This window comes from Acinetobacter sp. GW821-FHT01C12 (assembly GCF_059422625.1).
Window position 1 is genome coordinate 364,703 of sequence record NZ_JBWKXD010000002.1, and the last position, 23,373, is coordinate 388,075.

Sequence of the window (23,373 nt, forward strand, 5' to 3'; positions counted from 1 at the left end):
TACAACCAATACTCTACAACCAATAAAAATGGGAGCCGATTGGCTCCCATTTTTTAGCTTAAAAATTTAAACTTTGAATTAAACTAAGCCTTTCTTTTTTAAGACATCAAACATAGTTGAACCAAGTTCAGCTGGGCTACGCGTATATGCCATACCCGCTTTTTCAAATGCAGCAAACTTCTCTTCAGCAGTACCTTTACCACCAGAGATAATCGCTCCTGCGTGACCCATACGCTTACCTTTAGGCGCTGTTACACCCGCAATATAACCAACAACAGGTTTAGTCACATTAGATTGAATATACTCAGCAGCTTCTTCTTCCGCACTACCACCAATTTCACCAATCATGATGATTGCTTCTGTTTGTGGATCTTCTTGGAAAAGTTTTAAGCAGTCAATTTGGTTCATACCTGGAATCGGATCACCACCGATACCAATACAAGTAGACTGACCTAAACCAAGCTTAGTGGTTTGAGCAACTGCTTCATAAGTCAATGTACCAGAACGAGAAATGATCCCGATTTTACCTGGTTGATGAATATGGCCTGGCATAATCCCAATTTTACATTCACCTGGTGTGATAATACCTGGACAGTTTGGACCGATTAAACGTGCATTATTACCATAAGTTTCAAGGTAACGTTTCGCTTTTAACATGTCTAAGGTTGGAACACCTTCGGTGATCACCACGATTAACTCAATACCAGAATCTACTGCTTCAACAATTGAATCCAGTACAAATGGAGCAGGTACATAAATTGATGTTGCATTTGCACCCGTTTCTTTTACCGCTTCACGCATTGTATTGAAAACAGGTAGACCAATATGAGTTTGACCACCTTTACCCGGTGTTACGCCACCAACTACTTTTGTACCGTATGCAATTGATTGCTCAGAATGGAATGTACCATTCTTACCTGTAAAGCCTTGTACCAATACTTTTGTGTCTTTATTAACTAATACGCTCATGATTGATACTCCTTACGCTTTCACAGCAGCAACAACTTTTTCTGCGGCATCAGCTAAACCGTTCGCAGAAATTAATTTTAGACCTGATTCATCAAGTAATTTAGCACCTAATTCTGCATTGTTCCCTTCTAAACGAACAACCACAGGTACGGTTACATTTACTTCTTGAACCGCTGCAATAATCGCTTCAGCAATCATGTCACAACGTACGATACCACCAAAAATATTGATCAACACACCTTGTACAGATGAGTCTGAAAGAATAATTTTAAATGCTTCAATGACGCGATCTTTGGTCGCACCGCCACCAACATCAAGGAAGTTTGCTGGCTGACCACCATACAGTTTGATGATATCCATTGTTGCCATCGCAAGACCAGCACCATTCACCATACAACCGATATTGCCTTCTAAAGCAACATAGTTAAGGTCAAATTCAGATGCTTTTAACTCACGCTCATTTTCTTGAGATTTATCACGCATCGCAGCAATTTCAGGCAAACGATAAAGTGCATTTGAGTCGATACCGACTTTGGCATCTACACATAAGATTTCGCCATTTTCACGAACTGAAAGTGGATTAATTTCAAATAGCGCAAAGTCATTTTCAACAAATGCTTTGTACGCACCTGTCATGATGGTTACAAATTGGCTGATTTGCTTATCTTTTAAACCCAATTGGAAACCAACATCACGCGCTTGAAATGGCAGTAAACCAACCAATGGATCTACTTCGACTTTAATAATTTTTTCAGGTGTTTCTTCAGCAACTTTTTCAATTTCTACGCCACCCTCTGTAGACGCCATGAATGTCACACGACGACTAGAACGGTCAACCACTGCACCTAAATACAATTCACGTTCTACAGGATAAACATCTTCACAAACAAGGATACTATTTACCGGCTGACCATTGGCATCTGTTTGATACGTGACTAAACGAGTACCTAACAGGCTTTTTGCATATTCAGCTGCTTCTTCTTTTGACTTAACAACTTTTACGCCACCCGCTTTACCACGACCACCTGCATGGACTTGGGCCTTCATCACAGCGAATTTGCCACTAATTTGCTCAAAGGCAGCAGATGCTTCTTCGGGCGTAGTGATTAAAATGCCTTCTTGAACTGGCATACCATATTTTTTTAACAGCGTTTTCGCTTGATACTCATGTAGATTCATGTTTTACCTTTTACTACTTTTCACATTGTTATGACACACCAATAATTAGACTTCCATCGCAATAACTATCGGCATTTATTAAAGTTTGTTCTTTTATTTTTAGATGATTATTCAATCAAAAACAACCATCAAAAGTAAAAAGAGCGGTCGAAACCGCTCATTTTTGTGTTATTTACGTTTACGCTGAATCGCGTGAATCGCACGCCCATCAACAGCAAGCGCTGCTTCATGAACGACTTCAGAATAAGTTGGGTGACCAAAAGTCATCAATTGTAAATCTTCAACTGAAGATACAAATTCAAGTGCAATCATACCTTGGTGAACAATGTCAGAAGCACCAGGACCAATGATATGCATACCCAATAAACGATCCGTTTTTGCATCTGCAACAAACTTCACAAATCCAGCAGATTCATTGGCAGCTAAAGCACGACCATTCACAGCAAATGGGAATTGACCAGTTTTAACGTCATGGCCTTTCTCTTTAGCTTGCTCTTCAGTCAAACCTACCCACGCAGCTTCAGGGTGTGTATAAATCACTGAAATAATGGTGTCATAATTCACTTGAGCAGCATGACCATGCATACGCTCAACTGCCATTACACCTTCTTCCATTGCTTTATGCGCAAGCATTGGACCACGTACCAAGTCACCAATTGCATATACACCGTCAATAGACGTTGCACACCAATCGTTTACTTCAACCAAACCACGTTCAGTTAATTTAATGCCTGAATCTTCAGCCAATAAACCTTCTGCATAGGCTTTACGGCCAACACAAACGATTAATTTATCAAAAGTTTGAGTTTTATCTTCGCCTGCTTGGTTATATTGAACAGTCACTTCACGACCATTCACTTCAGTACCTGAAACTTTAGCGCCAATACGAATATCTAAACCTTGTTTTGTTAAAAGTTTTTGATAATCTTTCGCCAACGCTTTATCCGCCATTGGTAAGAATGCATCTAATGCTTCAAACACAACAACTTCAGAGCCAAGACGACGCCATACTGAACCAAGTTCTAGTCCGATTACGCCTGCACCAATTACACCTAAACGTTTAGGCACTTCTTGGAATTCTAACGCACCTGTTGAATCAACGATAAGGTCTTCATCAACTTTTGCTACAGGAATATTTACAGGTACAGAACCAGTTGCAAGAATTACGAATTTAGGTTCTAAAACTTGAACATCACCACCCTCTAATGGTGTGAATTCAACTTTTTTACCAGCAAGTAGTTTACCCGTACCTTGTAACCACTCGATACCATTGCCTTTCAGCAATTGAGCAACACCGCCAGTTAAGTTATCTACAACTTTGTCTTTACGAGCAAGAAGCTTTTGAAGATCAAGTTGGACATTTTCAACTGTAATACCATGAACATCTAAGCCATGAAGAGTGTCTTCATAGTGATGAGAAGAATCTAAAAGTGCTTTAGAAGGAATACAACCTACGTTTAAGCAAGTACCACCTAAAGATGGCTTACCTTTGTGTACACGTTTTTCGATACACGCAACTTTGAAACCAAGTTGAGCAGCACGAATTGCCGCTTCATAACCACCTGGCCCACCGCCGATTACCACTAAATCAAACTGAGACATGCTTATCTCCAAAAACGAGTTTAAAGGATCACTCTAAACTCGTGTTGTTATTCTAAAGAATTAAAGGTCAAGGATTAGTTTAGCTGGCTCTTCAAGTAACTCTTTAACAGTTACCAAGAAGCCTACAGCTTCTTTACCATCAATCATACGATGGTCATAAGAAAGCGCTAAGTACATCATTGGAAGAATTTCAACTTGACCATTTACAGCCATAGGACGCTCTTGGATTTTGTGCATACCTAAAATAGCAGTTTGTGGTTGGTTCAAAATAGGCGTTGAAAGTAATGAACCGAAAGTACCACCGTTGGTAATTGTGAAAGTACCACCAGTCATATCTTCAATTGCTAATTTACCTTCACGTGCTTTTGCAGCATACGCACCAATACCTGATTCAACTTCAGCATAGTTCATACGGTCAGTATTACGTAATACTGGAACCACTAAACCACGATCAGAAGAAACCGCAACACCGATATCATAGTAACCATGATAAACAATATCATCACCGTCGATTGAAGCATTTACCGCAGGATAGCGTTTAAGTGCTTCAGTTACAGCTTTAACAAAGAATGACATAAAGCCTAAACGTGCACCATGACGTTTTTCGAAAGCATCTTTATATTGCTTACGCATTTCCATCACAGGTTTCATGTTAACTTCGTTAAACGTAGTCAACATCGCAGTTTGTTGTGTAGCAGCAAGAAGACGTTCAGCAACACGCTTACGTAAACGTGTCATTGGAACACGTTTCTCGATACGCTCACCAACAGCAACGCTTAATGGTGTTACAGCTGCAGCAGCTGGTTTAGTTTGATGATTTGCAACATCTTCTTTGGTGATACGACCACCACGACCAGTACCATCTACATCCGCAGCAGCAATACCTGTTTCAGTTAAAGCTTTACGTACTGCAGGTGCTTGATCTTGTACTTGAGCACGTTCAACAACAGGTGCATTACCCGCTTGAGTTTGTGCCGCAGCTTGTTCTACTTTCTCTTCAGATTGAACTGCTTGAGTTTGAGTAGCGCCAGAAACAGCACCTTCTTCAAATGTCGCAATAACTTCAGAAGAAAGAACAGTGTCACCTTCATTTTTGATGATCGCAGAGATAGTACCATCAGCAGGAGCAACAACTTCTAAAACAACTTTATCCGTTTCAATATCACAGATGACTTCATCACGTGATACCGCTTCACCTGGTTGTTTGTGCCAAGTTGCAATTGTTCCGTCAGCAACTGACTCTGGGAACACCGGTGCTTTAATTTCGGTTGCCATTATTTAGATTCTCCTGATTGTTCAGCTACGATCGCAAGTGCGTCATTCACGAGCTGAGCTTGTTGTTTTGCATGCAAATATGGTGAGCCACATGCAGGTGCAGCTGAAGCTTCACGTCCTGCATAGCTAATTTGAACTTGTAGAGCAGACTTCATTACACCTTCGTATAAACGAGGAGCAATGAATAACCATGCGCCTTGGTTCTTCGGTTCTTCTTGACACCAAACAAGTTCTTTTATGTTTGGATATGTCGCAAGCACTTCAGCAAGACGTTTTTCTGGGTATGGGTACAATTGTTCAACACGTACCACTGCAATGTTCAAGTTTTCTTCACGACGTTTTTCAAGTAAGTCGTAATAAACTTTACCACCACAAAGTACAACACGTGTTACATCTTGTTTGTTGATTTGATCCACTTCATCAATCACAGTCTGGAATGTACCAGTTGCAAGCTCTTCCAAAGTTGAAGTTGCAAGTTTATGACGAAGCAATGACTTCGGTGAAGTCACAATCATTGGCTTACGAATTGGGCGAATTGCCTGACGACGCATTGCATGGAAAATCTGTGCAGGTGTCGTTGGTGTAATCACTTGCATGTTTTCTTCAGCACATAACTGTAAGAAACGCTCAAGACGTGCAGATGAATGCTCAGGACCTTGACCTTCATAACCATGTGGAAGAAGTAATGTTAAACCACACACACGTTCCCATTTGGTTTCACCCGATGAGATGAATTGATCAATAACCACTTGCGCACAGTTTGCAAAGTCACCGAACTGAGCTTCCCAGATTACCAAGCTTTTTGGCAATGTTGTTGCATAACCATATTCAAATGCAAGCACAGCCATTTCTGACAATAATGAGTCATAAATTGCAGTACGTGGCTGGTTTTCTTTGATATGACACAGTGGAATATAAACCGAACCATCAACTTGGTTATGTAGCTTAGCATGACGGTGTGAGAATGTACCACGACCAACATCTTCACCAGTCAAACGCACCAAGAAACCATCATCAAGGATAGAAGCATAAGCTAAAGTTTCTGCTGCACCCCAGTTTAATGGCATTTCACCAGTTTGCATTTTCAAACGCTCATCGATCACTTTAGACACTTGGCGTTGCATCACGAAACCTTCCGGTAATTCGCGCATTTTTGTACCAATTTCTTTTAAGCGTTCGATTGGGAAAGTCGTATCCCAAACATCTGTATATTCATGGCCTAGATACGGTTTCCAGTCCACAAACATTTTATCATTTGGTTCAAGCACCAGAGCATTCGCAACATGGTTACCTGCTTCAAGATCTTCACGATATTTTTCAACTAAAGCATCTGCATCAGAACGATCTAATACTTTTTCTTGTACCAATTGATCCGCATAAAGCGTACGTGTAGTCGCTTTTTTATTGATCACTTGATACATCATTGGTTGTGTTGCTGCTGGCTCATCTGCTTCGTTATGACCACGACGACGATAACAGAACATGTCAATCACAACATCTTTACGGAATGTATGACGGAAATCATGTGCCAATTGCGCAACAAACAATACAGATTCTGGGTCATCACCATTTACATGGAAAATTGGCGCCTGAATCATTTTTGCAATGTCAGTACAGTATTCTGTAGAACGTGCATCACGTGGATCAGATGTAGTAAAACCAACTTGGTTGTTGACTACGATATGAACCGTACCACCTACGGTATAACCACGCGTTTGTGACATTTGGAAGGTTTCTTGGTTGACACCTTGACCAGCAAATGCAGCATCACCATGTACGATTACAGGCAATACGTCATCACCACCAATGTCTTTACGACGTACTTGGCGTGCACGAACTGAACCTTCAACCACAGGACCAACAATTTCTAAATGCGATGGGTTAAATGCCAAAGCCAAGTGAACTTCACCACCAGGTGTCATCACATTTGATGAGAAACCTTGGTGATACTTAACGTCACCTGAACCTTTTTTAGCTAAAGTTTTACCTTCAAACTCACCAAACAAATCAGCTGGGTTTTTACCCATGATGTTCACAAGTAAGTTTAAACGACCACGGTGTGGCATCCCAATTACGACTTCTTTACAACCTACAGAACCTGCACGTTGAATAAGTTCGTTTACCATTGGAATGAAAGATTCACCACCCTCTACACCAAAACGCTTCGCACCAACATACTTATTGCCGAGGAATTTTTCTAAGCCTTCAGCAGCAGTTAAACGTTCAAGTACGTGTTTCTTTTGATCTGCCGAGAAACCGAACTGACCGCGTGCACCTTCAAGACGTTGTTGAATCCAGCGTTTTTCTTTGGTGTCAACAATGTGCATATATTCAGCACCAATAGAAGCACAGTATGTTGCCTCCATTGCGCTAACCATCTCACCTAAAGTTGCTTCAGTTTTACCAATCGCCAAATTTCCAGCATTGAAAACTGTATCTAGGTCAGACTTGGTTAAACCATGTGCAGCAAGATCTAAATCTGGCACATCTTCACGTTTAGCCAAACCTAGTGGATCAAGCTTCGCTTTTTGATGACCACGGTTACGGTATGCTGCAATTAGTTGCAAAACACCGATTTGACGACGTTCATGCTCAGTACTTACTTCACTTTGCACAACAGGCTGAACACGACTTGAATTACGACCTAATAATAAGAATTGCTCACGAATGTTTCCGTGTGGTTGGTCACCTTTAGGGAATTTATCGAAATATTGACGCCAATCCTCACCTACTGAGGTTGGAGAAGAAAGGTACTGTTCGTAAAGCTCTTCAATATACGCTGCACTATCAGCGGAAAGTTCAGTATCAAGACGCAATGCGTCAGCAACTTCTTGCATTTGTGGACCCATTTCCTATTGCAAAAACATTAGAGGGTGCTTTTTAAGCACTCCCATGATTGATAATGCCAAATCGGTAAATTGACATTCACCCATCAGATACTCATGACCAAGGGGCGTTATAAACATTAGCTTTTACTAATGCATACAATGAATCATAACGCCCTCAATGGCATCATCACTCACTTATATACTCAACCGAAGCTGAGCAATTTTTTGCAAATCGACTTAGAAAAAACAAAGGCTTTTTTGCTTTTTCTAAAGCGGTTCTAATCTTTGCTTATAAAATTATTTATAAACTGATCTGGATCACACTTATGTAGAAAAAATGTACCAAAAACATGGTGTGTTTTTCACATATAGTGGTTTGTTAAATCGTAACATGATCTGTCACTTCAATTGATTTTTTTGACACATACCACCTATAAATTAGCGAAATACATACAAGAAATAATCTATTATTATCCATCCATTTATATCGGGTCTGTTGATACTTTTTCAATGCTTAAAGCTTAGATCCCATTCACTCGAACAAAAAACAACCATCTCATTAAAAATCCAATAAAAAAAGAGCGTACATCCCAAGATGCACGCCCTTTTTTCACATCGTATTAACCCGCTTGATCGAGCAACATGCTACGGATATGACCGATCGCTTTTGTTGGATTCAAACCTTTCGGACATACAGACACACAGTTCATAATCCCTTTACAACGGAATAATGAGAATGGGTCATCAAGACGTGATAAACGATCTTGTGTCGCAGTATCACGAGAATCAATAATGAAACGGTATGCATTCAACAATGCTGAAGGACCCAAGAATTTATCCGGGTTCCACCAGAATGATGGGCATGATGTTGAACAACATGCACAAAGAATACATTCATACAAACCATTTAAGTGCTCACGCTCTTCTGGAGATTGTAAACGCTCTTTTGGTGGTGCAGGTTGATTATTGATTAAGAATGGATGAATTTTGTCATACTGATCGTAGAACTGATTCATATCCACAACTAAATCTTTAACCACAGGCAGACCAGGTAATGGACGAATGACGATTTTTTCAGGTAAATCGTTCAGGTTCCATAAACACGCAAGACCATTTTTACCATTGATATTCACACCATCTGAACCGCAAATACCTTCACGGCAAGAACGACGGAATGTTAATGATTCGTCTTGAACTTTTAATGCTAAAAGCGCGTCAAGCAACATACGATGCTTATCCGTCAACTCTAGTTTAAAAGTCTGCATATACGGTGCTTTATCCTTATCAGGATCATAGCGGTAGATTTCGAATGTACGTGTACCTCTACTCATCTTATTTCTCCCGATTAGAATGTACGTGGTTTAGGTTCAATTGGGTCTACAGACAATGGGCTGTAACGTACTGGCTTGTATTCAAGATGGTTATCCGCTGAATACCATAAAGTATGTTTCATCCACTCATCGTCACGACGACCATATGAATAGTGCTCATCATCAGCAGGCAATTCATAATCTACAACAGTATGTGCACCACGACATTCTTTACGTGCAGCAGCAGAAATCAATGTTGCTTTCGCTACTTCGTATAAGTTTTCAACTTCCAAAGCTTCAATACGTGCAGTATTAAATACTTTAGATTTGTCTTTTAAATGAATGTTACGTACACGTGGTTCAATCGCAAGAATCTGCTTAACACCCTCATCAAGCAAGGCTTGAGTACGGAATACACCCGCGTGGTCTTGAACGATATCACGAATCGCATCCGCAACTTCTTGTGCATTTTCACCAGAAGTAGAATCATCTAAATGATTGATACGTTTCAACGTGTTCACAAGTACATCATTTGGAAGTGGTTGGTATTCATCACCGTGATGTTTAGTCACGTAATCGATGATGTGTTCACCAGCAGCTTTACCAAATACAACCAAGTCAAGTAATGAGTTTGTACCTAAACGGTTTGCACCATGTACAGACACACAAGAACACTCACCAATTGCATAGAAGCCTTTTACAGGCACTGTGTAATTCATTGTACCGTTGGTTGTGTATTCGTTTGCAGCTTTATCAAAACCTGCATAGAAATCTGCTGCATTTTTCGCTGTTTCAGGAATAACCACTTGACCATGAATATTGGTCGGAATACCACCCATTTGATAATGGATTGTTGGTACAACTGGAATTGGTTCTTTGGTGATATCCACGTTTGCGAATTTCTTACCAATCTCAAATACAGATGGTAAACGCTTCATGATGGTATCTGCACCCAAGTGAGTCATATCAAGTAGGATATAATCACCTTTAGGACCACAACCACGACCTTCTTTGATCTCTTGGTCCATAGAACGTGATACGAAGTCACGCGGAGCCAAATCTTTCAAAGTTGGAGCATAACGTTCCATGAACGGTTCGCCATCTTTGTTACGAAGGATTGCACCTTCACCACGACAACCTTCCGTTAACAATACGCCTGCGCCAGCAACACCCGTTGGGTGGAATTGCCAGAATTCCATATCTTGTAATGGAATACCCGCACGAGCAGCCATACCAAGACCATCACCAGTATTGATATAAGCATTGGTAGATGCACGGTAAACACGACCAGCACCACCTGTAGCAAACAATGTTGCTTTGGCTTGGAATACAGCAATTTTGCCTGTTTCTTGGTCAATTGCTGTTACACCGAGTACATCACCTGCTTCGTTACGGATTAAGTCTAATGCAATCCATTCAACGAAGAATTGAGTACCCATTTTCACGTTACTTTGATAAAGCGTATGAAGAAGCGCATGACCTGTACGGTCGGCAGCAGCACAAGCACGTGGAACTGGTTTTTCACCATAGTTCGCAGAGTGACCACCAAATGGACGTTGGTAAATTGTACCGTCAGCATTACGGTCAAAGGGCATACCTAAGTGTTCAAGTTCATAAACAACTTTAGGCGCCTCACGACACATAAATTCGATTGCATCTTGGTCACCTAACCAGTCAGAACCTTTTACCGTGTCATAGAAATGATAGTGCCAGTTATCGTCTTGCATGTTACCAAGCGATGCACCAATACCACCTTGAGCCGCAACAGTGTGAGAACGTGTTGGGAATACTTTAGTTAGCACTGCAACTTTCAAACCTGCTTGAGCAAGTTGATATGAAGCACGCATACCTGAACCACCACCACCAACGATGACTGCATCGAAGAACTGGCTTGGAATATTTGAATAATCTTCTTTAGGGGTTAAAGCGCCCATGACATTTTCCTATCAATTCGCCCAAAAAATCTGGATTGCCCAGATCGCATATGCAATAACAGCAATAATCACTGCTGAAGTTAACACGATGCGTAAACCTGAAGCTGAAGGACCCATCTGACGAGTAGTCACATAGTCAGTGAATACTTGCCACATACCAATCCAAGCATGCGCAACAAGAGATAAGACTGCCAATAAAGATAAAATCTTCATCGGAAGTGTCATCATAAAGCCAAACCATTGCTCATAGTTAAATCCGCCATTGCACAGAATCCAACCTAATACCACAACAGTATAAACAGCTAGAACTACAGCACTTACGCGTTGGATATACCAATCACGAGAACCTGAACCCGTTAAACCTGTAGCACTTTTCATTAGAGAACGATCCATACAAATGAAGCGATAACTGATATCGCAGCCAAGATTAATGCAATAGTTGCTGCTACGCGACCACTTTGCAACTCTTCAGCAAAGCCTAGGTCAGCAAGTAAGTGCTTAATACCCATAATGAAATGGAATAATAAACCAGCGACAAATACCCATACGATAAAACGTACAATGAAGCCACCAAAGATTGCTTGAACTTGAGCAAAGCCTTCAGGCGAAGACAAAGACTTGTCTAAAAGCCACAAAAGTACCGGTACGAGTAAAAATACGATGACACCTGATAGACGGTGTAGAATTGATGCAATAGCCACAGGGGATTTTAAGTTTACATCTAAAACTTGACCCATGGACAAATTGACAGGTCTGTTGCTTTTCACAGCGGGCATCCTGTAAGTAAAAACTCCATCCGGAGTTTGTTGGAATTAATTCGAAGGAAAGCTAGCATTGTCAGACAAATTTAATTGCCTGAACTTTAAACGACACTGAATTATAAAACGTGCACTGTCAAAATACAAACCATCGAAATTGGCTTTTTCTTTAAAAATCACTCAAATAAGAATCATTTACACCCATTTGAAAAATAAAGCAGATCCCCCACCTCTGTTTTTCAAGGCTATCTCGTTATTTTTTATGACATTTAAACATATTACTTTTACACATAATTACGACTTATATTATTTTTATAAATTTAGACTAAAGCACAACATTACGGACAAAATCGTCCTGTGGTTGATTTCTCCCTGCTGTTTTATTTTTCATCAGCTGGTTAAGCTTTAGTAGATACCCAACATGTTATTTTAAAATAGTCCTTTATTCCTATTTTAAATGGGTGCCATTTAATTCAGTGATTTGACTGAAAGCTTTATAATAAGAAAGAAAGACTTAGTTTGTGAATAATTCATAATTTAGCTGCAAGATTTTATGGTATTTGATTATTCCTAAGGCAACTAAATGCCTATTTTTATACTGATTCGATTATTTTTTATCCTTTAAAAGCTTCAATAAAAACTATTTTTTAATCAATTAAGCATTAAAATGAAAATAAATATTTCATCAACTCATTTGGGTGTTTTTTACACAAAAATAATGGCAAAAGCTATGTAAGTCGTGAAATTCAGATGGTTTTAAAACAGCAACAATGCATTTCGCAACTTACAAAAGCCACAAAATATTGGTGAAAAATGCCATTTCCTGTCTAGCAATCACAATTATTTTTCTGCACCTTCTTTAGAATTTACCTTATTATACTGACCGACTCTGAAATTTAATGATCAATCTTACTGGTTAAAGTTAGACTAACTACTGATGAAAACATTGTTTTTTCATCCATAAGTATAATTGACAAAATTTCAGTACTCACTAAGCTAAATAGCAATTTTTGATCCGTCTGACTTGTACATTACAAGATGACTCAGCAAGTTAGATAAAATATCCACCAGGACAGGAGATCTATTGAATGTCTGCAGCAACTGGCAAGAAAGCCGTTCTAGAGCTTGATGGCAAAAAAATTGAATTACCAATTTACAGCGGCACATTGGGCCCAGATGTAATCGACGTTAAGGATGTGTTGGCTTCAGGTCACTTTACTTTTGATCCTGGTTTTATGGCGACAGCTTCTTGCGAGTCTAAAATCACTTTCATTGATGGTGATAAAGGCGTTCTTTTACACCGTGGTTATCCGATTGCTCAACTTGCAACTCAAGCTTCTTACTTAGAAACTTGCTATTTATTGTTAAGCGGTGAGCTTCCAACTGCTGAACAAAAAACAGACTTCGAAAACAAAGTCCGCAACCACACAATGGTTCACGATCAAGTTAGCCGTTTCTTCAATGGTTTCCGTCGTGATGCTCATCCTATGGCGGTTATGTGTGGTGTAGTGGGTGCGTTATCTGCGTTCTACCACAACGGTTTTGACGTTGAAAACGTAGACCACCGTGAAATCACTGCAGTTCGTTTAGTTGCTAAAATTCCTACTTTAGCTGCTTGGACTTACAAATATACAATCGGTCAACCGTTCGTATATCCACGTAACGATTTAAGCTATGCTGAAAACTTCTTGTACATGATGTTTGCTACTCCAGCAGATCGTGATTACAAAGTTAACCCTATTCTTGCTAAAGCAATGGATCGTATCTTTACGCTTCATGCTGACCATGAACAAAATGCATCAACGTCTACAGTACGTTTAGCTGGTTCTACAGGCGCTAACCCTTATGCATGTATTGCTGCGGGTATTGCTGCACTTTGGGGACCTGCGCATGGTGGTGCAAACGAAGCTGTTCTTAAGATGCTCGATGAAATCGGCTCTGTAGAAAATGTTGCACCGTTCATGGAAAAAGTAAAAACTAAAGAAGTTAAACTTATGGGCTTCGGTCACCGAGTTTATAAAAACTTCGATCCACGTGCAAAAGTAATGAAAGAGACTTGTGACGAAGTGTTAAGTGCACTTGGTATCAATGATCCACAACTTGCGCTTGCAATGGAACTTGAACGTATTGCATTAAGCGATCCGTACTTCATCGAACGTAAACTTTACCCGAACGTAGATTTCTATTCAGGTATCATCCTTAAAGCGATTGGTATCCCAACAGAAATGTTTACGGTAATCTTTGCGCTTGCACGTACAGTTGGTTGGATCAGCCACTGGTTAGAAATGCACAGCGGCCCGTACAAAATCGGTCGTCCTCGTCAGCTTTATACTGGCGAAACTCAACGCGATATCAAACGTTAATTCGTTACGCGTTCAGATCGAACAAGAGACCACCCTTTGGGGTGGTTTTTTATTACATATTCATACCAATTGGTATAATCTATTTATTTTAAAATTCATTTAAAATCAAAACATAACAATACCAATATAAGCATAGAAAACTGAAATTTATATTTTTACTATAAAACTTACAAATCACTACTTTAAAAAACACCCAACAAATAACTTTATTTTATATATTGTTTAAAAATTTTTAATCATACATTTTCAAAGGACTTGAAGATGCCTCAACATTTATCCAAACAAGTGCACGACCCAGATCAAGCTTTTTTTGGTCACCCACAACCATTAAAAGGCTTATTTTTTACCGAGCTTTGGGAACGTTTTTCCTATTATGGTATTCGCCCTTTATTAATCCTCTATATGGCGGCTTTAGTTGCTGATGGCGGTCTCGGTTTAGATCGCCCAACAGCATCAGCAATTGTCGGCTTATTTGCAGGCAGTATGTATTTAATGACCGTATTGGGTGGATGGGTTGCTGACAATTATCTCGGTCAAGAGCGCGCTGTGTGGTACGGCTCACTGATCATTGCACTCGGACATTTATCCATTGCATTGGCAGCTTTATTTGGACATTTCTTTTTTTATTTTGGTTTAGTTTTGATTGTGATCGGTTCTGGTTTATTTAAAACCTGTATTTCCGTCATTGTTGGCACTTTATATCAGGCTCAAGATTCACGGCGTGATGCAGGATTTTCCATTTTTTATATGGGAATTAATCTAGGTTCGTTGATTGCCCCACTATTGACTGGTTTATTGGTTAAAGAACATGGTTGGCACTGGGGATTCGGAATCGGTGGCGTTGGAATGTTAATCGCCTTACTGATTTTTAAGTTAATAACTGTGCCTCAATTAAAACAATTTAATCATGTGCAAGGCAATGAAAATAACTGGGCTCGTCCTGTACATTACAATCCTAAAGCACCTCAAATGATCATAGGTTTTATTGCCGTTGTTGGCCTGATTATCGGTCTAGTTTCTCTTGGGATAGTTAACATCAATCCAATTCAGATCGCCACATATTTCACGATCACAATCTGTATTTGTATTGCCTTATATTTCAGCTATCTATTGCTCTTTGCTGGTTTGAATAATACCGAGAAAAAACAAATCATTATCTGTTTTATTTTACTCATCACCGCTGCACTTTTTTGGTCAGCATTTGAACAAAAACCAACATCTTTCAATCTTTTCGCCCAAGACTTTACAGATCGCCAATTCTTTGGCTTTGAAATACCCGCAGTTTGGTTTCAATCGATTAACCCGCTTTTCATTATTATTTTCGCACCGATCATCGCATGGCTTTGGGTTAAATTAGGCAAACAAAATCGTGACCCTAGCTATATCACCAAATTCATTATTGCTTTACTTCTCGCTGCGGGTGGTTTTCTCGTGATGAGCATTGCCAGTTACTTGATCACCCAAAATGGTGGAACTGTTTCTGCATTGTGGATCGCATCAAGCCTCCTGCTTTTAACACTAGGTGAATTATGCTTAAGCCCTGTTGGTCTTTCAACCATGACTAAACTTGCCCCAACCATCATTCGTGGACAAGTGATGGGGCTTTGGTTTACAGCATCTGCTTTAGGAAACTTGATGGCAGGTTTAATCGGTGGTCATGTTTCTATCCATGAAGTTGACCAATTACCCTTGCTATTTGTGCGATGTGTCATCGCTTTACTTCTTGGCGCACTCGTTCTATGGTTAATGAGAAAACCGATTCGTAAATTACTCAATCAAACATCGACCCCCTCTCAAAAATCTATTGATATGCAATTGGAAAAAGTATGAACAGTTTGTCACCTGCCAACAAATTAGAAAACCTTCGTACAATTATGAAGAAATATCAGCAGGATGCTTTTATCGCCATGAGTGCAGATCCACATATGTCAGAATATTTACCTGATTATTGGAAAATACGTCAATGGCTAACAGGCTTTACAGGTTCAGTCGGCACAATTGTAGTTACTCAAGACTTCGCAGGTTTATGGGTAGATGGTCGATATTGGGTACAAGCTGAACAGCAACTGGAAAATACAGGTTACGTTTTACAAAAGCAGACACCTGATGAATCATCAACACATTTGGCTTGGCTTTCACAACATCTACCCAAAAACACAAAAATTTCAGTCAATGGACACACCATTTCCGCCTTACAGTTTGATGCGTTAAGTCAAGTTGCTCAATCCCAGCAATTTGAAATCCAAACAGACTTAGATTTAATTGATGAAATTTGGACTGAACGCCCAGCACTACCCCTACAACCCATTTGGCAAATGGCAGATGATTTAAATGCGCAAACACGCTTAGAAAAAATAACTGCGATCCGTCACAAACTTATTCAGAAAAAAGCAACGGGGCATTTTATTTCTGCACTCGATGATATTGCTTGGATTTTGAATTGTAGGGGGCGTGATGTTGAATATAATCCCGTGTTCTTAGCACACTTATATATTGACCATTCTCGAACTGTGCTTTTTATTGATGATGCAAAACTTTCAACTGAAATGCAGCAAAGATTTGCTTTGGATAACATTGAAATCTTAGCTTATAACGCAAGCATCGAGTTTTTGCTCGAACTTAAACAACAAAATATTTTAATTGATCCTGCTAAAGTCTCAATTTCATCTGCACAAGCCATTGAGCAGCAAAATCGTTTAGTCCAAGACATTAATCCAAGCACCTTATTTAAATCGCAAAAACAGCCTATTGAAATTACCCATATACGCAGTGCAATGACCAAAGATGGTGTTGCCCTATGTCATTTCTTTCATTGGCTAGATAACGCACTGGCTGATAAAGAATCGATCAACGAACTCACCATCGACGAAAAAATTTCAGGCTTTCGCGCACAACAAGCAGGTTTTATTGGATTAAGCTTCTCGACAATTGCAGGCTTTAATGCCAACGGTGCATTACCCCACTATCGTGCTACAGAAGAAAGCTTTAGCGAGATTAGTGGTGATGGTTTGCTACTGATTGATTCAGGCGCACAATATGATGAAGGAACTACAGATATTACTCGTGTTGTTCCTATAGGCACCGCAAGCATTGAACAAAAGCGCGATTATACACTTGTATTAAAATGTCATATTGCACTTGCTCAAACTGTTTTCCCAGAAGGCATTGCATCACCTCTTTTAGATTCGATCACACGTCAAACCCTGTGGAAATATGGTTTGGATTATCGTCATGGTACAGGTCACGGTGTCGGCTATGCATTGAATGTTCATGAAGGCCCACAAGTGATTTCATATTATGCCCCAGTCACACCATCCACCAAGATGCGTGAAGGGATGATTACCTCTAATGAACCAGGCTTATACCATCAAGGCAAGTACGGCATTCGGATTGAGAATCTTGTCGTCAACAAAATTAAGCATTTTGAAGATACGACCTATGGTCAATTTTTAGAATTCGAAACACTAACACTGTGCCCGATTAACCTGACGTGTATCGTTTTAGACCTACTCAGTCATGATGAAAAAGCATGGTTGAATCAGTACCATCAAACAGTCAGAGAACGATTAGCACCTCACTTAGAAGGTGATGTTTTAAACTGGCTAAATGAAAATACCCAAGCTATTTAACATTTTCCGTAAAATTTAAAAAGCTCAAAGCACCTGACTTTGAGCTTTTTAAAGCAAAAATAATGATATAAATCAAATTAAAATGCTTTTGCTTTAGCTATCATTTAAACCAGATATGATCAAAACATTGATCAACGACCCCATTCCATTTTCGCCATATACGGACGAATTTTTTTAATACGTTGGATATTGGTCTTTTCAAGCTGAGTTAATTGATTTTCAACATTGGTACTGCATGGCATATACCAATTATCGTTAGCAAATTGAGAGGCAATCTCTTTATTGGCAAATGAATAACCATGACGCGCATAAATTTCATTACGCATCCAGTCCAGTTCTTCAGGAGGAATTTGTAGATCCTCATCTTTTAATAAACGTTGTGATGCAACTGGATAATCACCGACATCTTTTTGATAGCGACACTGTTGCGGCTTTAAATCAAAATATTTTGGTTTAACCTTAGCCGTTGTAGATTCCCAACTAGACTCCAACACATTCGGCTGATTTTGTTTTACAGTAAACGTAAACACACCACTACTTGCTTTAGCACCGCTTTCTGTTGCGGTAATTTTATAGCCTTGTGAAGTCGTCTGTACTTTTCCTGAGAAATTTTGTTTATTTTTACCGAGAACACTATAGCCTTTGACCTGATTACGATCGATAGATTGGATGAAAACAGCAATTTTCTGCTCATCATATTTTCCAGACCAAGATTTTTGCAACTGTTGAATATCCAGTGCATAACTATTCTGGAAACCAATCATTCCTAATCCGACGAGTGCGATTAAACTTTTATTCATTGTTATACCTATTTGTTATGAAGATATTGGATGCATTTTCACATTGATTTTAGATTAAATTGTTTGCTTTGTGATCTACTTTAAGATAAATAAATCAGGATTCTCTGTGGTTTATTTTAAAATCTATGCCATACCCAAACATAAATATGCTGTTTCAACCTATCTTCCACTATAATTTCTCAATCACCATTCCATTATAAGCAGTGATGAACAAAACAAAAACTAACTTGGCATATTCAAGCTTGAGTCTAATTTCACTCGTGATCTATGCTTATTTATGCTATCTCATGGTCGCGATATGTCTACAATATTTCCCATGGCAAACTGATCAGTATTTTCTCTTGTTAAAGCAAGATGTAGTCAATACTCAACCTTGGCAGGCGGCTTTTAAAATCCATGTGATCAGCAGTAGTTTTGTACTCATCGCTGGATTTACACAGTTTTTCCGTGTCTTTCGCACGCGTTATCCCCGAATTCATCGCTGGAGTGGTTGGCTCTACATCATCACCATTTTGGGGCTGTCTTTACCCAGTGGCTTAATTTTAGCTTTTTCAGCGGCTGGAGGGTTATCCACACAAATCAGCTTTGTCTTATTAAGTTCACTTTGGGCGATCACCACCCTATCCGCTTTATACTTTTTATTGAAAAAGCGCTGGATTTTACATCGTGACTGGATGATCCGTAGTTTTGCACTGAGCCTTTCAGCACTGAGCTTAAGGACATGGAAAATCGTGCTTTATCAGTTACAACCTTATTTTGATTGGTTAACCCCAATTCACATCTATCAACTAGAATCTTGGTTAGGTTGGGTGGTCAATTTAATCCTAGCTGAAATCATTATTTTTGGATTATATCGTCGCACAAGACAAAAAAATAAAAGCCCTAAATTAATTTAGGGCTCTCATAAAAAGTGTTCAGCAATTGAATGCTAAGCTTATTTTTTACTCACATTATAATGGTTTAAATCTAGTTGTTTTAATTGGTTACGTAATTGTTGCAATGACCATGGCCATGCTGCAAAGTTACGACCATTTTCATCCAGATAATAAGACTTACACCCACCCGCATTAAATACAGTGGTTTTTAAATGTTTTTGCAGACGTTTGTTATGATGGGCAAGCAGATCCGCTTTGATTTCAAAGCGAGTGAATTTTTGCTCACGCATTTTTAACAAGCCATCAATAATATAGCCGACTTGTGCTTCCGCGATACCAATAAATGAATCATAGACCAGAATGTTTGGACCGAGGACCAAGAACGCATTCGGTACATGTTCAATACTGGCACCCAAATATGCTTCAGGTGAACTATTTTTCCAACGCTCAGCAAGGACTTGACCATTGCTATCATAAACCCGTTTACCAATCGGAGGATGTGAAACTTCAAAGCCTGTTCCCCAAATAATCACATCCACTTCATGACGTTCACCATTTGCTGCAACCACTGTATTTCCATCAATTTCAACCAAACCATGTGCAATCAGATTCACATTATCTTGTTGTAGTGCTGGATAATAATTGTTTGCAAACAATAAGCGCTTACATCCAATGGTAAAGTTCGGTGTCACTGCTTTACGCAAGGTTTCATCTTTAATTTGTAGTTTGAGTAATTGCTTACTTAGGAAATTCACGGGTTCCAATACTTTAGGATTACGCAATCCAAAGTTAATCCCATTTAAAATCTGTGCAATGCTATTACGCCAAGTTTGTTGAATGATTGGGAAACGAGAAATGATCCCCTTAGCCGTTTCGTTTAACTCCATATCCGCCTTGGGTAGTACCCACGGTGCTGTACGCTGGAATACGATCAGCTGTTTCGCTAAAGGTTGTACTTGTGGGATAAACTGAATTGCAGAAGCCCCTGTACCAATCACTGCAACACGCTTACCTGTTAAATCATAATCATGATTCCAACGTGCTGAATGGAACATTTCACCTTTAAAACTTTCAATTCCTTTTAATTTCGGCAAAGCAGGTTCAGTAATCGGTCCTGTCGTAAAGATCACCGTCTTGGCTTGATATTGACCTTTTGATGTTTCTAAGTGCCAAATATGTTGTGCTTCATCCCATTTGGCACTGATCAATTCATTATTAAATTCAATTTTCTCACCAAGGTCATATTTTTCCACCACTTCTTCTAAATAGCTTAGAATTTCTGGCTGCTTGGCAAATAAATGGCTCCATTTATGGCTTGGTGAGAAAGAAAATGAATAAAGTGCTGAGGGTACATCACAACCGCAGCCCGGATAATTATTGTCGCGCCATGTTCCTCCCACACGACTGGCTTTTTCAAGGACCACATAATCGTTATAGCCTGCTTGATTCATTTTATAAGCAGCAGCAATCCCTGAAATACCCGCACCAACCACAATGGTGTCATAAATATGCACAGCTTCTTTGTGCTGAGTCTTTGGCGCTTTTTCTTCAGCCGATTGTTCAAGCTTTTTAGATTGAGCGCTTATTTGTGTTTCAACTTTTACCTCAGCCTTATTTTTAGCTTTAGCTGGAGTTTGGACTTCAGCTTTAGGGTGATTTGCTTTCGCTGGCTTTGTAACTGTCTTTGCCTCAACTTGCTTCTCTACAGGTACTTTTTCTTTAAGCTGTTTTGCTTCAAGCGATTTGTCTTGTGCCGTATTCTGTTGAGTCACCTGTTTAATGTCTTCGACTGTAGTTTGTGCTGAGTTTTGCTCTACGCTTTTCTCTTTAGGCAGCGTAGCTAAAGTTGTTTCTGTTGTCATCTTGATTTACTCGCAGCTTATTTGATGTATTTGTTAAATAATGGATATCCGATACCCAGCGCTTTGGCATATAAGGTGGGTGATACACGTTTTAATATCCAAAACAGTTTTGCATCTGGCTGAGGAATGGTGTACAGCTTGCCTGCATCCAAATTATTTAAGGTTTTAATCACCACCTGATCACTGGTGGTAAATGCATGATTCATCAGTAAATCATCTGCTAACCCCGCATAATGACCAGGTAAACGACCATTTTTCATAATATTTGTAGGCACTAATGTTGGACACAGCACATTCACTCGAATGTTGTCACCACGAAGCTCTGCTGAAAGGGTTTCTGACAATGCCAACACACTGGATTTGGTCACATTATAAGCGGTCATTTCGGGAGCTGCTGTATACCCCGCAGCTGAAGCAACATTGATAATTGCCCCATAACCTTGTTGCTTAAACTGAGGAACAAAATAATGACAACCATGAATAACCCCCCAGAGGTTGACATGCATACACCATTGCCAATCTTCCAGTGACACTTCATCAAACTTACCGCCCAGCCCTACACCCGCATTATTAATAATCAGGCTTACAGGATGATTCATTAATTTTTCGGCTTGTTCTGAAAGTGCTTTTACTTGCTCTTTCACACCCACATCACATTGCACAGCAAATGCTTTAGCTGAAGTTTGTGATTCAATCAAACTGACCGTTTCTTTGGCTGCATCCAGATTTATGTCAGCACAAACAATTGTTCCTCCGCGTTTTGCAAGTTCCATTGCAAAACTACGTCCAATGCCACTGCCTGCGCCAGTCACGACCGCATAAGCATTTTGGCTCGGCTTAACTTTTTTAGAAAAAATACCCATAAACTTTAAATCCATCTCTTTTAGGTTTTTATGAACGCAATGCAGGATAAAATTCTTTCGTCAAATATGGCGTAAGAAGACCTGTCTTTGGATTCAGTAGTTTCTCTTTGTAATAGTCCAAAAATTCAGATGTATCATGATCATTTGGATGAAAATCGGGACGCAGATAATCAAAAATATGTTTAAAGCTACTGCCGTAAACACCATCTTTTAAGCCAAAGATCAGGCGAAAATTATATGGAATCTCCTTCCAATAACGTAAGCTAATCAGGTTCTTAGGATTGCGATAAAAAGGCACTAAAAATGATGCAGCTGAAATCAGCACCAAAATCGTGATCAATGCGGGAAAGAATCCAGCAATACGTAATAAATAGTTATTGGATAATTCTTGAAACACATCGAAAGCAATATCCTTATGCTCCGATTCTTCAAGCATATGCCACATCCAGATTGCCCGTTGTTTTTCATCTTGCGAACGGAAGAACACTTCTTCATGATTCATCATGTATTCTGCAAGTACCGCAGTAAAATGTTCGATACCAGCCATCAATGACAATTTCATCGGTTGTGGAAGACGCTCAAAACCATATTCAAACGCCCAGCCAGCCCAAGTACGAAACAGCTTTACTGGCAAATCACGAATTAAATAAGCGTCATTTAACTCTTCATGCATTTTTGAATGAATCGCCTCTTGACCAATCAATGAAGTAACACGTTGCTTCAATAATGGATCGGTAATGAAATCACGATGATAACGAGCAGTATCAATCACAAGATCTTCACCACGAGTTAAGAAAATCGACAATGACGCAAAATATGCACTTGCCAATTCTGCATCCATATAAAATCGGTGATCTACTTGCTCTGGATCAAAATCAAACTTCATATGACGAATTGGAATAATCGGCGTTTGATTTTCCAGACTGAATGGTGCCGCAGCAAAAACTTTAGCAACGGCTTTCTTAATTGGCTTAGCGAACATAGCTGGTACTCTTTATTCATTTAATATGGCAATCCATTTCATCGTCTTTACGCTGATGAGCTACAGATCGCCTTTTGAGTAAAAACTCTACTTTGATGGCTAAAAATTACGACATGCTTTGTCAATTACCATTGGCACATGCAT

At 39.5% G+C, this 23,373-nt stretch carries 17 protein-coding genes; 4 read left to right on the forward strand and 13 right to left on the reverse strand.

The features are described 5' to 3' along the window. Positions 1-78 precede the first annotated feature (78 nt). The 9 genes from sucD to sdhC form a co-directional block, all read right to left on the reverse strand. On the reverse strand, positions 79-969 hold the full coding sequence (sucD, locus tag AC07WY_RS07320) for a succinate--CoA ligase subunit alpha (protein WP_004717274.1): 891 nt from the start codon (positions 967-969) through the stop codon (positions 79-81). A gap of 12 nt (positions 970-981) precedes the next feature. Beyond that, positions 982-2,148: an ADP-forming succinate--CoA ligase subunit beta gene (sucC, locus tag AC07WY_RS07325; RefSeq protein WP_004717276.1), complete on the reverse strand. Its 1,167-nt coding sequence runs from the start codon at positions 2,146-2,148 to the stop codon at positions 982-984. A gap of 168 nt (positions 2,149-2,316) precedes the next feature. Further along, positions 2,317-3,750, reverse strand: a complete 1,434-nt coding sequence (lpdA, locus tag AC07WY_RS07330) for a dihydrolipoyl dehydrogenase (protein ID WP_494736062.1) — start codon at positions 3,748-3,750, stop codon at positions 2,317-2,319. A 60-nt stretch (positions 3,751-3,810) separates the two neighbouring features. Continuing rightward, entirely contained in the window at positions 3,811-5,025 is a 1,215-nt protein-coding gene (gene odhB, locus AC07WY_RS07335) for a 2-oxoglutarate dehydrogenase complex dihydrolipoyllysine-residue succinyltransferase (RefSeq protein ID WP_004717280.1), read from the reverse strand. Next, positions 5,025-7,862 carry a 2-oxoglutarate dehydrogenase E1 component gene (locus tag AC07WY_RS07340; protein ID WP_004717282.1) on the reverse strand — a complete coding sequence of 946 codons (2,838 nt, stop codon included), beginning with the start codon at positions 7,860-7,862 and terminating at the stop codon, positions 5,025-5,027. The genes odhB and AC07WY_RS07340 overlap by 1 nt, the downstream gene beginning before the upstream one ends. 611 nt (positions 7,863-8,473) lie before the next feature. Next, positions 8,474-9,184, reverse strand: a complete 711-nt coding sequence (locus AC07WY_RS07345; protein WP_004717284.1) for a succinate dehydrogenase iron-sulfur subunit — start codon at positions 9,182-9,184, stop codon at positions 8,474-8,476. Between the two features lie 14 nt (positions 9,185-9,198). Continuing rightward, positions 9,199-11,097, reverse strand: a complete 1,899-nt coding sequence (locus tag AC07WY_RS07350; RefSeq protein WP_004717286.1) for an FAD-binding protein — start codon at positions 11,095-11,097, stop codon at positions 9,199-9,201. A gap of 12 nt (positions 11,098-11,109) precedes the next feature. Then, positions 11,110-11,475 carry a succinate dehydrogenase, hydrophobic membrane anchor protein gene (sdhD, locus tag AC07WY_RS07355; protein ID WP_004717289.1) on the reverse strand — a complete coding sequence of 122 codons (366 nt, stop codon included), beginning with the start codon at positions 11,473-11,475 and terminating at the stop codon, positions 11,110-11,112. Further along, the gene (gene sdhC, locus AC07WY_RS07360; protein WP_126606943.1) at positions 11,475-11,873 is read right to left on the reverse strand and encodes a succinate dehydrogenase, cytochrome b556 subunit; all 399 of its coding nucleotides are present in this window, start codon (positions 11,871-11,873) and stop codon (positions 11,475-11,477) included. Before sdhC ends, sdhD begins: the two co-directional genes overlap by 1 nt. A 1,070-nt stretch (positions 11,874-12,943) precedes the next feature. On the opposite strand from sdhC, the gene gltA reads away from it, so the two are divergent. The 3 genes from gltA (at position 12,944) to AC07WY_RS07375 (ending at position 17,847) form a co-directional block, all read left to right on the forward strand. Further along, entirely contained in the window at positions 12,944-14,218 is a 1,275-nt protein-coding gene (gene gltA, locus AC07WY_RS07365) for a citrate synthase (protein WP_004717293.1), read from the forward strand. Between the two features lie 261 nt (positions 14,219-14,479). Next, positions 14,480-16,048, forward strand: a complete 1,569-nt coding sequence (locus AC07WY_RS07370; RefSeq protein WP_494736063.1) for a peptide MFS transporter — start codon at positions 14,480-14,482, stop codon at positions 16,046-16,048. Beyond that, positions 16,045-17,847 (forward strand): aminopeptidase P family protein, encoded by a 1,803-nt coding sequence (locus tag AC07WY_RS07375; protein WP_494736064.1) that lies wholly within the window; start codon positions 16,045-16,047, stop codon positions 17,845-17,847. Before AC07WY_RS07370 ends, AC07WY_RS07375 begins: the two co-directional genes overlap by 4 nt. A gap of 131 nt (positions 17,848-17,978) precedes the next feature. Here the strand turns inward: AC07WY_RS07375 and AC07WY_RS07380 are convergent, their stop codons facing one another. Then, positions 17,979-18,647 (reverse strand): YARHG domain-containing protein, encoded by a 669-nt coding sequence (locus tag AC07WY_RS07380; protein ID WP_494736065.1) that lies wholly within the window; start codon positions 18,645-18,647, stop codon positions 17,979-17,981. A gap of 206 nt (positions 18,648-18,853) precedes the next feature. Between AC07WY_RS07380 and AC07WY_RS07385 the strand changes: the two genes are divergently transcribed. Next, entirely contained in the window at positions 18,854-19,543 is a 690-nt protein-coding gene (locus AC07WY_RS07385) for a DUF2306 domain-containing protein (RefSeq protein WP_494736066.1), read from the forward strand. Positions 19,544-19,581: 38 nt separating this feature from the next. Here the strand turns inward: AC07WY_RS07385 and AC07WY_RS07390 are convergent, their stop codons facing one another. The 3 genes from AC07WY_RS07390 to AC07WY_RS07400 form a co-directional block, all read right to left on the reverse strand. Then, entirely contained in the window at positions 19,582-21,108 is a 1,527-nt protein-coding gene (locus AC07WY_RS07390; RefSeq protein WP_419335457.1) for a flavin-containing monooxygenase, read from the reverse strand. A 293-nt stretch (positions 21,109-21,401) separates the two neighbouring features. After that, positions 21,402-22,247: an SDR family NAD(P)-dependent oxidoreductase gene (locus tag AC07WY_RS07395; RefSeq protein WP_154129208.1), complete on the reverse strand. Its 846-nt coding sequence runs from the start codon at positions 22,245-22,247 to the stop codon at positions 21,402-21,404. A 28-nt stretch (positions 22,248-22,275) separates the two neighbouring features. Beyond that, a complete protein-coding gene (locus AC07WY_RS07400) occupies positions 22,276-23,229 on the reverse strand; it encodes a metal-dependent hydrolase (protein ID WP_034612487.1) in 954 nt (317 codons plus the stop codon). Between the last annotated feature and the right edge of the window lie 144 nt (positions 23,230-23,373).

What these genes read in the sequence shown, in the direction of transcription:
- AC07WY_RS07340 (WP_004717282.1), bottom strand. Translation starts at nt 7,862, where the DNA reads ATGCAAGAAGTTGCTGACGCATTGCGTCTTGATACTGAACTTTCCGCT.
- lpdA (WP_494736062.1), bottom strand. Translation starts at nt 3,750, where the DNA reads ATGTCTCAGTTTGATTTAGTGGTAATCGGCGGTGGGCCAGGTGGTTAT.
- odhB (WP_004717280.1), bottom strand. Translation starts at nt 5,025, where the DNA reads ATGGCAACCGAAATTAAAGCACCGGTGTTCCCAGAGTCAGTTGCTGAC.
- sdhD (WP_004717289.1), bottom strand. Translation starts at nt 11,475, where the DNA reads ATGAAAAGTGCTACAGGTTTAACGGGTTCAGGTTCTCGTGATTGGTAT.
- AC07WY_RS07345 (WP_004717284.1), bottom strand. Translation starts at nt 9,184, where the DNA reads ATGAGTAGAGGTACACGTACATTCGAAATCTACCGCTATGATCCTGAT.
- AC07WY_RS07375 (WP_494736064.1), top strand. Translation starts at nt 16,045, where the DNA reads ATGAACAGTTTGTCACCTGCCAACAAATTAGAAAACCTTCGTACAATT.
- AC07WY_RS07395 (WP_154129208.1), bottom strand. Translation starts at nt 22,247, where the DNA reads ATGGGTATTTTTTCTAAAAAAGTTAAGCCGAGCCAAAATGCTTATGCG.
- AC07WY_RS07380 (WP_494736065.1), bottom strand. Translation starts at nt 18,647, where the DNA reads ATGAATAAAAGTTTAATCGCACTCGTCGGATTAGGAATGATTGGTTTC.
- gltA (WP_004717293.1), top strand. Translation starts at nt 12,944, where the DNA reads ATGTCTGCAGCAACTGGCAAGAAAGCCGTTCTAGAGCTTGATGGCAAA.
- AC07WY_RS07400 (WP_034612487.1), bottom strand. Translation starts at nt 23,229, where the DNA reads ATGTTCGCTAAGCCAATTAAGAAAGCCGTTGCTAAAGTTTTTGCTGCG.
- sdhC (WP_126606943.1), bottom strand. Translation starts at nt 11,873, where the DNA reads ATGCCCGCTGTGAAAAGCAACAGACCTGTCAATTTGTCCATGGGTCAA.
- AC07WY_RS07385 (WP_494736066.1), top strand. Translation starts at nt 18,854, where the DNA reads ATGAACAAAACAAAAACTAACTTGGCATATTCAAGCTTGAGTCTAATT.
- AC07WY_RS07350 (WP_004717286.1), bottom strand. Translation starts at nt 11,097, where the DNA reads ATGGGCGCTTTAACCCCTAAAGAAGATTATTCAAATATTCCAAGCCAG.
- sucC (WP_004717276.1), bottom strand. Translation starts at nt 2,148, where the DNA reads ATGAATCTACATGAGTATCAAGCGAAAACGCTGTTAAAAAAATATGGT.
- sucD (WP_004717274.1), bottom strand. Translation starts at nt 969, where the DNA reads ATGAGCGTATTAGTTAATAAAGACACAAAAGTATTGGTACAAGGCTTT.
- AC07WY_RS07370 (WP_494736063.1), top strand. Translation starts at nt 14,480, where the DNA reads ATGCCTCAACATTTATCCAAACAAGTGCACGACCCAGATCAAGCTTTT.